The organism is Staphylococcus sp. AtHG25, from assembly GCF_003217445.1.
GTDB classification, from domain to species: Bacteria; Bacillota; Bacilli; order Staphylococcales; family Staphylococcaceae; genus Staphylococcus; species Staphylococcus haemolyticus.
Genome location: NZ_QJSN01000001.1, coordinates 287,827 through 300,848, shown reverse-complemented (window position 1 = coordinate 300,848; position 13,022 = coordinate 287,827). Strand labels below are relative to the sequence as shown.

The window sequence follows — 13,022 nt, the reverse complement described above, 5'->3', positions numbered from 1 at the left end:
TCTGTTGCGAGGTGTCTTTTTTATAAAAGAACAACTCAAATTGTTGATGATTTAAATTTATTGAATATTTTGAACAAATCGACACTAAATTTATGTATAATAGCTAGTAAACGTATAATAGGAGAGATATAACACATGATGAAACAAAAACTATCAATCAAAGAAAATATTTTTATTGGTTCTATGTTGTTTGGCTTATTCTTTGGTGCAGGAAATTTAATCTTTCCTATTCATCTTGGACAAACAGCAGGCGAGAATGTATGGCTTGAGAATTTAGGTTTCCTAATTACAGCCATTGGACTACCTTTTCTAGGTATAGTAGCGATTGGTATCTCCAAAACAAATGGCGTCTTCGATATTTCATCTCGAGTGAGTAAAGGCTATGCGTACGTATTTACGATTGCCTTATATTTAGTCATTGGACCATTCTTTGCTTTACCAAGGCTTGCAACAACATCGTATGAAATTGCATTTTCACCATTTATTTCGGCAGGTACTGGAAAAATTGTATTACCGATATTTAGTATTTTATTCTTTCTTATAGCATGGTTTTTCTCAAGAAAGCCATCTAAAATTTTAGATTACATAGGTAAATTCTTAAATCCAGTATTTTTAGTATTACTAGGTATCGTAGTTGTCTTAGCATTTATTAAACCAATGGGCGGTATTAGTCATGCCCCGGTAAGCGCAAACTATAGTAATAGTGTCTTATTAAAAGGGTTTATTGACGGTTATAATACGCTAGACGCACTCGCATCACTCGCATTCGGTATTATCATTGTGACGACAATTAAGAAATTAGGTATTACTAATCCGAATGGGATCGCTAAAGAAACATTCAAGTCAGGTTTTATAAGCATCGTAGGCATGGGTGTTATTTATACATTGCTCGCTTTAATGGGTACGATGAGTTTAGGTCATTTTAAAGTGAGTGAAAATGGTGGTATCGCACTGGCTCAAATTGCGCAGCATTATCTTGGAGATTACGGTATTATCATTTTATCTCTAATCATTATTGTTGCTTGTTTGAAGACGGCTATTGGTTTAATTACTGCATTTTCAGAGACATTTACAGAACTATTCCCGAAAATGAATTACCTTTGGTTAGCAACAGGTGTAGCGATACTCGCTTGTATCTTCGCTAATGTCGGGTTAACTAAAATTATTATGTATTCAACGCCAGTATTGATGTTTATCTATCCGTTAGCGATTACACTGATTTTATTAACGCTTGTCAGTCCATTATTTAATCATTCGACCATTGTTTATAAATTTACAACGTTCTTTACAATGTTTGCAGCGTTCTTTGATGGTGTAAATGCAAGCCCAGAATCCTTTGCAAAGACATCATTTGCACAAGCATTAATAAGTTTCGCTGAACGTTATTTACCGTTCTTCACAATTGGAATGGGTTGGATTGTTCCGGCAATCATAGGATTTGTAGTAGGACTTATCGTTTATTTAATTCGTTCTCGTAGACAAACTCAAACACAATAAATATTAAGTAATAACATGTAAGCCTGGGACATAAATCAATGTCTCAGGCTAAAAATATATATTGGCAGTAGTTGACTGAATTAAAATGCACTTGTAACAAGCATCTTTTTAATTCTAGTCAACCTTACCTGCCAGATGGGGCCCCAGCAAAGAGAATTTCAAAAAGAAATTCTACAAGCTAAGCAGGCTGGGGTGGGACGAAATAAATTTTGAAAAAAATTGTTTCTGTCTCGCTCCCATAGCTTATTTTTTTGCATTCAATCATAACTTTTAAAATTCTTATTGTGTAATTGTACATAGTGTAGTACTATTTAAAACGTAATTATTACGATTTAAAACGAGCGAGGAGAACTAGATGACTAAGAGTTATGATGTTTGGTGGCAAAAAGGCCAAGAATCAGATGATGATATGGCGCGTGACCATCAAGAAGCTTGGGAGAGAACTATAGAAATGCTTGATACATCGGATATCAAAGGGAAGACAATCTTAGATGTGGGATGTAATCAAGGCGGATTTTTAAGAAAATTATATGACACAACGCCATTTAAAGAAGGTGTCGGTATAGATTTAGCACGTTTATCTTTAGAAAAGGCCGAAACTTTAAAAGGTGAACGTCCACTTACATATTATTTAACCGATAAACCACAAGAGACAAATAGAACATTTGATACTGCTGTAAGTACATCTGTCCTGTACTTAATCGAAGACATTCCACAACATGCACAAGATTTAAAAGAAGTGTTGAAACCGGGAGGCGTTTACTATGCTTCATTCGCCGATTTAACCAATAATCCTAGTCGTCAATTTATGGATGACACGATTAATCAATACGGCGCAACACCTTCTCAGAACCATTCTTTAAAACATATCGTTGATAGTTTTGTTGATGCAGGGTTTGAAGTTGCAGTAATGAAAGAACCTGTGCCTGACGTGATTGATTTAACACATTATAGTGATTTTTATCTATCACCAAATGATTATCTACAAACACTTTATGAGGAATCATTTTTAATTAAAGCAAGCGTGAAAGAAGGTATTGGGAAATGAAAAAACGTGTATTAATTACAATGGCAGCAAGCGCAACGCTCTTATTAGCAGGTTGTGGGAATGACCAAAAAGAAGATAAAAATATCACAGTATCGCTACCTACTGAAGCGAAAGCAGATAAACTTGACGCACAAGGTTATGACGCCGCAATGCCAGTCTATAGTGCAGTATATGATGCATTAGTTAAATACGATAAAGACAAAGGTGTGAAAGCTGGCTTAGCAGAAAAATGGCATGTTGATGAATCAGGAAAAGTCTATGAATTCCATTTAAAAAAGAACGTTAAATTCTCAGATGGCTCAGCTTTAGATGCTAAAGCAGTGAAATTCTCAATTGAGCGTGCGAAAGCGATGAACAAAGATACGACTGTAGAAACGTTAAAAAAATTGGATAAGGTTGTTGTTAAAAGTGATCATGTTGTCCAAATTAGATTGAAGTCACCATCAAATCAAGTGTTGAATGAATTAACACAGGTGAGACCGTTACGTATTATGAGTCCACATTCCGTTGAAAATGGTAAAGTAAATGGCAAATTTGAAAAAGCGATTGGAACAGGTGCCTTTGTCGTTGATAAAACTGGCAAAGAAAAAACGACAATGAAGCCAAATAAATATTTCAACCATAGCCATCCCGTAAACTACAATCTTGCGTTCCAAACGATTGAAGATGGAGATTCAAGAAACTCAGCAGTACAAAGTGGTTCTGTTGATATTTCTGGTGGTGCTTTAGGAATGCTGTCAGATCAGCAAATTAAGCAAGACAAGAAAAATAAAAACTTAACTGTTGAAGATAAGCCAAGTACAGTAAGTCATTTCATGGCATTTAATCCGGATAATGATGTATTAAAACAACGTACAATCCGTGAAGCCATTAGTAAGAGCATCGATACAAAAGATATTGCGGGTAAATCTGTAAATGGTTTATTCCAGAAGAACGTGCAATTTGTAAACAAAGATAATCAACAGGCACACGACTATGATGTAAAAGAGGCTGAGAAGTTACTTAAAGAAGCAGGTTATCACAAGAACAGTGACGGTATTTTTGAAAAAACCGGTAAACCATTAACGTTTAATTTGGTTATTCAAACTGCAGAATTCCCAAGTTGGAAAGATAAAGCGGAAAAAGTGCAACGTCAACTTAAAAAAGCTGGCATTAAGTTAAATGTGAAAACGTTAGATTCACAATCATACTATGATACGTTATGGACGAAAAAAGATTATGACCTCATCTTCTATAGAACGTATTCAGATGCCGTAATGCCTTATAATTTCATGAGTTCAGTATTTAAAAATAATGATGGTAAGTCAGGTGTATTAGCTAATGATAAAACATTGACTCAGCAGCTAGATGATTTCCCAACAACTGTATCTAAAAAAGAACAACAGCGTTCATTTGATGAAATATTTAAACACTTTAATCAACAATATTATGGTGTGCCTATTGCTTATCCAAATGAAACCTTTGTCGTTAGTGATAAAGTGAAGCAATTCAAATTCTCTGGACTTACTGATGCTCCTATTGATTATAAAGCGTTGAAAGTTAATGAGTAACAATGCTTAAACGAACAATAAAATTAATACTTTACTTAATCGTGAGTTCGTTTATTATATTCGTTTTAGTCGAGAAGACATCAGGTAATCCAGCGATACTATACTTACAACGTCATGGTTATACGTCGATTACCCAGGAAAATATTGAAGCAGCACAACATAAACTTGGTTTGGGCCAACATTTTCTATTAAGATATATCGATTGGGTTGGACATGCACTTACTGGTAACTTGGGATACAGTTTTAGTACAAATGAGCCAGTAACAACTATGATTATGGAGGCCGTCATTCCAACATTAATATTAATTGTTGTTTCAAGTTGTATCATGTTGCCATTTGGTTATATGGTTGGTTATTTTATTGGGACGCGCCCACATACTCGATACGCGAATGGTATTCGTGGATTCGCTCAAGTGATGACTTCTATCCCGGAATATTGGTTAGCCATTTTGTTTATATATTATTTAGGAGTACGTTGGCAGTTGCTACCTTTTGTAGGTAGCGATTCCTGGCAACATTTCGTGCTACCCATCTTCACCATTGTTGTTATAGAAGGATGTCATATCTTATTGATGACATCGCACCTTATTGCGCAAACATTAGATAACGATGCGTATCAACTTGCTCAGTTAAGACATTACTCATTAAAGGCGCGTATCATTGTCCAGATTAAAGAGATATTTGCACCACTCATGACCATTTCAATTAACAGTGTGATTCATTTAATAGGAAAAGTAGTCATACTTGAAGTAATCTTCAGCATGTCTGGTATAGGGAAATTATTAATTAATGCTATCAATCAACGAGATTATCCACTTATTCAAGGCATTGTGGTCTTTATCATCGTCTTAATTATGTTCATTAATTATTTAGGCGACATTATCATTTTAAACAATGAACCTAGACTTCGACGACGACATACCAAACGCCAAGCCCATGAGAAAAGAGGTGTGTCGTGATGAAAAAATATCAAACTTACATCGCCATAAGTGCAATATTAAGTGTGATGTTTGTGCTAATTGTATATTGCTTTATGCAAGACACACAAAACTTGGATCCACTCCAATCACCTAATAGCCAACATTGGTTAGGCACGGATCAACTAGGCAGAGATTTCTTAGTCAGACTGATTGTAGGTAGTCTAGTCACATTAAGCTTAACTAGCGTGGTAATTCTATTAAGTGTTTGTATTGGACTGGTCTTTGGGTTAATTGCAGGTATAGAAAGAAAATGGTTAGACCAAATCATCATGTTTATTGCCGATATGCTATTGGCAATTCCTTCATTTATTATTGCATTAGTCATCTTAAGCTTAGTAAGTAATTCAATGCTAGGTTTGATACTTGCTTTAACAATTGGATGGATAGGCCGTTATTTACGTTATTTCAGAAATTTAACACGAGATATTCAAAAACATCCCTTTGTCAGTTATGCAAGACTAAGTGGTAACTCAACGTTTAAAACGACAGTGACGCACGTGATTCCGCATTTACTAAGTAATATATTTGCTTTGGTCACGGCTGACTTTGGCAAAATGATGCTAAGTATATCTGGACTTGCCTTTTTAGGCCTGGGTATTAAACCACCGACGCCTGAGTTAGGAACCATTCTCTTTGACGGGAAAAGTTATTTCAATGGTGCACCTTGGCTCTTCTTCTTCCCTGGTGTACTGTTAGGAGGTTTCGCCTTATTATGTCAAATGATCAACAAAAAAATAACGCAATGAATACTGTAGTTAAAGTCAATCAATTATCCATCTTAGATCATAATCGGTCATTGTTAAACGATGTTAATTTGACAATAACTAAAGGGGCATTTCATTGCATTATAGGTGAGAGTGGTAGTGGGAAGTCATTATTGACGAGAACTATTCTTGGAATGAAGCCATCACAACTAAGCTATCAAGGAGATATCAAGATTGATTTAAATAAGACGGATGCCGTTTTTCAAGATGTTCAAAGTAATATGTTTCAAAACGTGACCTTGGCTAAACATTTCCAATATATTTATGAAGCTAACCATTCACAACTATCTAAACAAGATATCAAGGAAGACGTCTTAGATAAAATGCAATTACTCGGTTTAAATCAAGGTGAACAATTACTTAAACGATATCCCTTTGAACTTAGTGGGGGTATGGCACAACGTGTAGCCTTTATAATGTCATTAATTAGACGTCCGGACTACTTATTTTTAGATGAACCGACGAGTGCGCTAGATCAAGAGAATGTTAAAAAGTTTATGCACTATTTGATTAAGGCACAGGAACATTATCAAATGACAATTGTCTTTATTACACATGATATTAACTTAGTTAAGGATTATGCCACTCATATTAGTATTATGCAGCAAGGTCAATTGATTGAAAGTGGTGAAGCATCATCTATTTTAGCTAACCCCACACATAGCTATACGAAAAATTTAATTGCTATCGCACATCGGAGACAGGCCTATGCTTAAAATTGAAAGATTAACTAAATACATTGATGGGAAACTTATCTTCAAAGATATATCATGTGCAATTAATGACCAACATTTACTTATAAGTGGTGAAAGTGGCTGCGGTAAGTCTACGTTAGCCAAGATTATCGCCGGATTAGATATGAATTATCAAGGTGACTTATACTTTAATGGCCAATTACGTAAGTCATATACGGCAAAAGAATGGATGAAACACATTCAATATGTGCCTCAGTATCAACGTGACACATTAAATCAACGTAAAACCGTATTATCTACGTTATTAGAACCACTTAAGAATTACAAATTTGATAAGCAGAGTTACACATCAAGAATAGAAGCGGTGCTTAGACAATGCAAGTTACCACAAAGCATACTCAATCAAAGCATTTCGACGCTAAGTGGTGGGCAATTTCAACGTGTATGGATAGCGAAGGCACTAATTCTAGAACCAGAGATATTGATATTAGATGAAGCAACGACAAACTTAGATGTGATTAACGAGGAAGAAATACTTCAAATGTTAATCGCATTAAAGCAAACGCAATTAATCATTATTACACATGATGCGTACGTCTTGAGTCGCTTTAAAGGCGTTCAGTTACAACTCGAACAATTGAATAATTAGAGTCAAACCTCCTGATAAGGTATATACTTAATGGTACATACTGGACGGGAGGTTCTTTATGATACCTAAACAAGCTTATAAACAATTGGTATTAAGCATGCTGGCATTAATGATTGCAATGTCAATTAGCCGCTTTGCATATACTCCAATTTTGCCATTTATGCAACAAGATACCTCGATGAATAACCAAAATGCAGGTCTGTTAGCGACATTCAATTATTTAGGTTATCTAATGGGTGCTATCATACCTATGTTTATTACGATAAAATCTAAAGTCTTTGATTTAAAGTTGTATGTCATGATTAATGTGATTTCTGTTATTTTAATGGGATTTTCAGAGCATTTTCTTATCTGGTCAGTTCTGCGAATAATTGCCGGCATAACGAGTGGTACGATCTTTGTTTTAGCATCTAACGTAGCGTTAGAAGCATTAAGAATGGCTAATAAACAAAGTATTTCGGGAATTTTATATAGTGCAGTAGGAATAGGAATATTTTCTAGTAGTATTTTTATATTTCTTTATACGCAAGCTCAGACTTGGAAAGCAACATGGATTATATTAGGTGTTGTGGCTTTAATGGCAGGTATCATTATACTAACCAGTATGAAGAACAACCCTTCAATCTCTATACACACGACGTCATCAAATCAGAATCCAGGGAAGGCATTAAATCGTGCATTTATTATTTCATTCTCTATTGCCTATTTTTTTGAGGGAGCGGGCTATATAGTTACAGGTACATTTTTAGTCGCACTTATTAAGACTATACCTGCATACGCAGATTACGCTGCATTAAGTTGGATGTTTGTAGGTCTAGGTGCAATGCCGGCCACGTTAATTTGGTCATTATTTGCTGAAAAGTTTGGGTACAAAAAGGCGATATATAGTGCATTAATATTACAAATTATTAGTGTAGGCTTGCCTATCTTTTCACATCATATGCTAGGCTTAATCATTGCGTCGATGCTATTTGGTGCAACCTTCTTAGGTTTAACAACATTATTTATGTCGAAAAGCCAAGAACTTATGTATTATACAAATCAAAAGTTAAATCTTGTATCGTTATTAACAGTCGTTTATAGTGTCGGACAAATGATAGCGCCAATGATTGCGGGATTACTCATCGGAGATTCAAACAATTATCAGTTGGCGTTAACCTTCGCAATGATATTACTTATACTAGGTTTCATATTTAGTGTAATAAGCTATAGATTTAATGCATATAAATAAAAATATCTTGAAATACATGGTTTAATTAAGAATTTTTAAAATCGTAAGCAATATAGAAGTTTGGAAGTAATAAAAATAGGGCATATTTTACTAATTAAACCTTTCATGAAAAATGAAACGGCATGAGGTTTTTAATTTATAGGGGGATTGTCACATGAATATTTATAAATTACGTTATCAACATTATAAAGATATTGTTGATGATAATATCTTAACAGTATTTGTATTGGCTAAAAATGAAGAAGAAGTTGAACAATTTGCAAAAAAAGTAAGTTATGCAGTTGAAAGTATTACACAAATCTCTCAAGAAGAATATGAAAAAGAAAAAGCTAAAGATGAACATTTCGGTCTTGAGCATGCTGAAAATTATTTAGATTAATATGAATTATCGGTCGGGGAGTAGGTCAGAAATAATATTTATTTCATTGTACCCCCAGCTTGCCTAGCTTGTAGAATTTCTTTATGAAATTCACTTTGTTGGGGGCTTCGCCCACCAGTCAACTACTGCTAATATATATTTGTAGAGGCTGGAACATTAAGTTCTTGAATAATTATAAAAAGACAATTAAGAACATGAAATTGTACTTGGCGGTGGTGGTTCGCTAGCCATAGGTTGGGAGTTAGGCTATCTGTTAACATTATCTAATCAAGGTATAGATGTTCGTCATGCAGATTTAATGATAGGTACATCGGGTAGCGCGCAAGTTGCTACAGGATTAACATCTGACAAGAGTTTTGATGTCATTTATGATGAGCAAATTGCGCCTAAATCTAATGAAATGCCGCCAGTTAAAGATATGTCAGGTATCTTCGAAAGATATGCTCAAATATAAGAGCATTCGAATTCACCTAAAGAATGGATTGAGAATTATAGTCTCTACGTACTAGAAGATCATAAATATAATGAGAGCGTACATATTACTCGCTTAGAACATAGAATTAAAGGTACTGAATGGCCATCTAATTTAATGATTACTGCTATTAATGCGCGTAAGGCAGAGCGTGTCGCACTAACGTTTGATAGTCAAGTGAACTTGCATAAAGCTATGGCTTCAAGTGGTTCGCGTTACCAGGTGTTTGGCCGGCTACGACGATTGATGGTGACAAACATTTTGATGGTGGATGTCATTCCATGGAGAATGCAGATTTAGCTATAGGTGCTAAGAAAGTACTTATTCTTGCGACGAATCTTCCTATTTCAACGCCATATAAATTAGAAGATGCCATTAAAGAACTCGAAGAAAGTGGCGCGAAAGTTAAATTAATTGCACCTAGTAAAGCAGTATTTGATAAATTAAATGAACTAGGCGGTAATCCAGTAGATCCATCAATTCGACCTGACATTTTCAAAGCTGGAGAAACTCAGGCACTTGAAGATGTAGAGATAATTAGAAACTTTTGGAATGAATAAAAGTGATATTATAAACGATGTTCGAATTTGGAATGAACGACGATTAGTATGCTTAAATTAAACAATTTCTTGTGTGGACGTTGCGATTTCCAATGTTTTTTATTAGGTTCTTAATTAGTAACAATATTTAGAAGATATTTGGGCAATAGTATTAAATGTAAAAGAGAGGAGCATGAACAATGCATAATCGTTTCGATCATATTCAACCACCCAATCAATTTAAATATAGAGAGGGCCGAACTGTGTTAAAACAACAATATGATTTTAAATGTGACAATCGAATTTATTTTGGTGAAGATATATTTCGAGATTTGCATAATCATTCATATCGCTTGTATGTAGACGTACTTTCACCAATTGGTGATTATGGTCTTGGATTAGATTTTAACGAAGTAGATGCGATTTATAATAAAGTGATTGAACCTAAATTAAATCATCAACTCATTAATGAAACGTTGCCTGATATGAATACGACTGCTGAAAATATTGCAATGTGGATTTGGGACGAATTTGAACAACATCTTCCAGGTGAACATTGTATGTATGCGTTACAGCTATTTGAGACTGACCGCCATGGGGTAAGTCTAAATCGTTCCATTATGAAGCCTTAAGTCACTACTTATAAAAAAGAAGAGTCCTCAATTTTGCCTTTTGAATTAAGCACTATTTATATAAGTAATTAAAATTTAAATATTTTGATTATATATGTATTATTGATATAATTAGTATAGTAGCAAGTCTACAATTTTTTATTTTGGAGGAACATATTTGGGGACCACACTTAGTCTTATTACTTTTATATTATTATTAGTCCTAACGGCTTTTTTCGTGGCGACAGAGTTCGCTATTGTTAAAGTCAGAGAAACAAGAATTGCACAATTGTCTAATGCAGGTGAGAAGAAAGCGATTGCTGCAAAAAAGGTTGTCGATCATCTTGATGAATATTTAGCTGCCTGTCAATTAGGTATTACCATTACCGCACTAGGTATCGGTATGGTAGGAGAATCTACATTTGAATTTATATTACATCCTTTATTCAGCAGTATTGGTATTCCTGAAACTTGGATACATCCATTCACAATTGGTGGCGCATTTGTTATCGCGACATTTTTACACGTTGTTGTAGGTGAGATGGCACCTAAGACGATTGCTATCCAAAAGGCAGAATATATTACATTGCTTTTTGCGAAACCGATTATCTTTTTCTATAAAATAATGTATCCATTTATTTGGATATTAAATGGTGCAGCACGTTTGATATTAAAAATGTTCAATATGAAACCTGCTAAAGAAAGTGAAGTCTTCCATTCTGAGGAAGAACTGAAACAATTAATCCACGATAGCCATGAAGGTGGCGAAATTAATGATAGTGAGTTACATCATATTAACCAAGCATTTAAGTTTGATAATTTAGTCGCAAAAGATATTATGATTGATGAAAAACATGTTAAAACGCTAAACTTAAATACGAGTTTTGATGATGCAATTCAACAAATTAAAATAGATGCGTTTACAAGATATCCAGCTGTTAAAGATGATCAAATTGTTGGTTTCATACATTCCAAATCATTGTTCAACGTGGAACAACCATCTAAACTAGAGACGTTCGTTAATCCAATTATTAACGTTAAAATGAATACACCATTGAAACACATATTAGAAATGATGAAAAAGAGAAAAGTGCATATCGCAGCAGTTTATAATGACGCTGATTTCAAGGGAATCATTACTTTAGAAAATATTCTTGAAGAAATCGTTGGCGATATTGAAGATGAATATAATTAATGTGAATTTAGTCTTATATAATTAATATTATTATTATGTCTTATTATGACCCTATTATTGAGATTTTGAAAATCTTGATGATTGGGTCTTTTTTAAAACCAAAATTAATTAAATTCAAAAACATTGACTTATAAATTAACTTGTAACTATAATGGTTACATGAGGTGAGAAGATTGAAAATTAGTAGTCGTTTCACTGTGGCTGTGCATATTCTAGCATTAGTCAAAGTTGAACAGTCGCAACCATTAACGTCCTCTTGGATTGCTAGTAGTGTGAACACTAATGCTGTAGTAATTAGAAGATTAGTAGGTAAATTAAAGCAAGCGAATTTAATCGAAACACAGCAAGGGAGTGGTGGCATTCAACTGAGAAAGCCTTTAACAGACATTACATTACTTGATTTGTATCAAGCGGTGGAAGTCGTTGACGAAGGCGAATTATTCCAAATGCATGAAGACACGAATGTAAATTGTGTTGTAGGTGCCAATATCCAGAGTGTGCTTGAAATCATTCTCTTACGTGCACAAGATGCGATGGAAGGTGTCTTGGCTAATGTCACAATGGATGATATTGTTACAGACATCTTGCAACGAAACGGATAAGTCGTCATCCGTTATATCTTACATGTAACTATTATGGTTACAAGTACAAGTGCGATAATGAAGCTGCCTCACAACGACCTAATTGACTGACATCACCACAAATATAAAAATGTGGAGGAATAAATCATGAAAATTGGTATTATCGGAGCAACAGGTAAAGTTGGAAATAAAGTATTAACAGAAGCACAAGCACATGGTCATGAAGTCACTGCATTATCTAACAAATGAAATGGAAATTGACCATCGTCAGCGTGTGCTTTAGCTTGTTCGATAAGCTGATGTCCAGGAGGTAACGCTAAATATACATTTTCTGTGTATAAAATATCATAAGATAAATCTTCGGTATATAACGGTAATATCGTCACACCTATATCCACTTTTTGATCGGAAACAATTTGTTCAATTCGATGTGCCACTTCTTCTACTAATTCAATCTCCACGCCCGGGTAATGTTCTATAAACTTTGGCAAGATACTATAAAGCGTATGTGTAGCTAAAATAGGATTAACACCTATACGGATACGCCCTTTTTCAAATTAGAAATTGTCTGCAATTCATCACGCATTTGAGTATCAATATCCTCAATTTCATGTAAATAATCTAGAAATCGCTCAGCTGAATACGTAAGTTCTAGCGGGTTGCTGTCCCGGTTAATTAATGTCACACCTAAGTTATTCTCAACGTCTTTAATATAACGTCTTAAATAGGGTTGAGAAATATAAAGGTGTTTGGCTGCATGTGAAAAACTGCCGTAACGTTGAATGGCTTCTAAATATTGAATTTTATTTTTATAGGTCATATCGATGTCTT

General features: G+C 34.5%; 16 protein-coding genes and 1 pseudogene. 15 read left to right on the top strand and 2 right to left on the bottom strand.

Annotated features, from left to right (window positions below):
- The first annotated feature begins 135 nt into the window (after nucleotides 1-135).
- From brnQ to BDW31_RS01355, 15 genes and pseudogenes are all read left to right on the top strand, one after another.
- Nucleotides 136-1,497 (top strand): branched-chain amino acid transport system II carrier protein, encoded by a 1,362-nt coding sequence (gene brnQ, locus BDW31_RS01420; protein WP_180535344.1) that lies wholly within the window; start codon nucleotides 136-138, stop codon nucleotides 1,495-1,497.
- A 355-nt stretch (nucleotides 1,498-1,852) separates the two neighbouring features.
- Nucleotides 1,853-2,545 (top strand): class I SAM-dependent methyltransferase, encoded by a 693-nt coding sequence (locus BDW31_RS01415; RefSeq protein ID WP_011274475.1) that lies wholly within the window; start codon nucleotides 1,853-1,855, stop codon nucleotides 2,543-2,545.
- On the top strand, nucleotides 2,542-4,095 hold the full coding sequence (locus BDW31_RS01410) for an ABC transporter substrate-binding protein (protein ID WP_070679039.1): 1,554 nt from the start codon (nucleotides 2,542-2,544) through the stop codon (nucleotides 4,093-4,095). The genes BDW31_RS01415 and BDW31_RS01410 overlap by 4 nt, the downstream gene beginning before the upstream one ends.
- Before the next feature lie 2 nt (nucleotides 4,096-4,097).
- A complete protein-coding gene (locus BDW31_RS01405; protein ID WP_070632311.1) occupies nucleotides 4,098-5,054 on the top strand; it encodes an ABC transporter permease in 957 nt (318 codons plus the stop codon).
- Nucleotides 5,054-5,821: an ABC transporter permease gene (locus tag BDW31_RS01400; RefSeq protein ID WP_070632308.1), complete on the top strand. Its 768-nt coding sequence runs from the start codon at nucleotides 5,054-5,056 to the stop codon at nucleotides 5,819-5,821. The genes BDW31_RS01405 and BDW31_RS01400 overlap by 1 nt, the downstream gene beginning before the upstream one ends.
- The gene (locus BDW31_RS01395; RefSeq protein WP_011274479.1) at nucleotides 5,788-6,555 is read left to right on the top strand and encodes an ATP-binding cassette domain-containing protein; all 768 of its coding nucleotides are present in this window, start codon (nucleotides 5,788-5,790) and stop codon (nucleotides 6,553-6,555) included. The genes BDW31_RS01400 and BDW31_RS01395 overlap by 34 nt, the downstream gene beginning before the upstream one ends.
- Complete coding sequence (locus BDW31_RS01390) at nucleotides 6,548-7,183, top strand: ABC transporter ATP-binding protein (protein WP_037537426.1); 636 nt, start codon at nucleotides 6,548-6,550, stop codon at nucleotides 7,181-7,183. The genes BDW31_RS01395 and BDW31_RS01390 overlap by 8 nt, the downstream gene beginning before the upstream one ends.
- Nucleotides 7,184-7,241: 58 nt before the next feature.
- Complete coding sequence (locus tag BDW31_RS01385; RefSeq protein ID WP_110708989.1) at nucleotides 7,242-8,414, top strand: YbfB/YjiJ family MFS transporter; 1,173 nt, start codon at nucleotides 7,242-7,244, stop codon at nucleotides 8,412-8,414.
- A 154-nt stretch (nucleotides 8,415-8,568) separates the two neighbouring features.
- On the top strand, nucleotides 8,569-8,793 hold the full coding sequence (locus BDW31_RS01380) for a hypothetical protein (RefSeq protein ID WP_011274482.1): 225 nt from the start codon (nucleotides 8,569-8,571) through the stop codon (nucleotides 8,791-8,793).
- A 199-nt stretch (nucleotides 8,794-8,992) separates the two neighbouring features.
- Nucleotides 8,993-9,247 (top strand): patatin-like phospholipase family protein, encoded by a 255-nt coding sequence (locus BDW31_RS12915; protein ID WP_341460942.1) that lies wholly within the window; start codon nucleotides 8,993-8,995, stop codon nucleotides 9,245-9,247.
- Between the two features lie 299 nt (nucleotides 9,248-9,546).
- Nucleotides 9,547-9,825 carry a hypothetical protein gene (locus tag BDW31_RS12680; RefSeq protein WP_240556530.1) on the top strand — a complete coding sequence of 93 codons (279 nt, stop codon included), beginning with the start codon at nucleotides 9,547-9,549 and terminating at the stop codon, nucleotides 9,823-9,825.
- Nucleotides 9,826-10,004: 179 nt separating this feature from the next.
- Nucleotides 10,005-10,436, top strand: coding sequence for a 6-pyruvoyl trahydropterin synthase family protein (locus BDW31_RS01370; protein WP_070632302.1), 432 nt, complete (start codon nucleotides 10,005-10,007; stop codon nucleotides 10,434-10,436).
- A gap of 157 nt (nucleotides 10,437-10,593) precedes the next feature.
- Nucleotides 10,594-11,610, top strand: a complete 1,017-nt coding sequence (locus BDW31_RS01365) for a hemolysin family protein (RefSeq protein WP_070632299.1) — start codon at nucleotides 10,594-10,596, stop codon at nucleotides 11,608-11,610.
- A gap of 173 nt (nucleotides 11,611-11,783) precedes the next feature.
- On the top strand, nucleotides 11,784-12,212 hold the full coding sequence (locus BDW31_RS01360; protein ID WP_053036211.1) for an Rrf2 family transcriptional regulator: 429 nt from the start codon (nucleotides 11,784-11,786) through the stop codon (nucleotides 12,210-12,212).
- 126 nt (nucleotides 12,213-12,338) lie between these two features.
- A pseudogene (locus BDW31_RS01355) lies at nucleotides 12,339-12,428 on the top strand (NAD(P)-dependent oxidoreductase); the annotation flags it as partial.
- Here the strand turns inward: BDW31_RS01355 and BDW31_RS12675 are convergent.
- Both BDW31_RS12675 and BDW31_RS12670 read right to left on the bottom strand, forming a co-directional pair.
- Nucleotides 12,410-12,685 (bottom strand): LysR family transcriptional regulator substrate-binding protein, encoded by a 276-nt coding sequence (locus tag BDW31_RS12675; RefSeq protein WP_340130463.1) that lies wholly within the window; start codon nucleotides 12,683-12,685, stop codon nucleotides 12,410-12,412. The pseudogene BDW31_RS01355 and the gene BDW31_RS12675 overlap by 19 nt on opposite strands.
- Before the next feature lie 38 nt (nucleotides 12,686-12,723).
- Nucleotides 12,724-13,011, bottom strand: a complete 288-nt coding sequence (locus BDW31_RS12670) for a LysR family transcriptional regulator (RefSeq protein ID WP_240556533.1) — start codon at nucleotides 13,009-13,011, stop codon at nucleotides 12,724-12,726.
- Nucleotides 13,012-13,022: the final 11 nt, after the last annotated feature.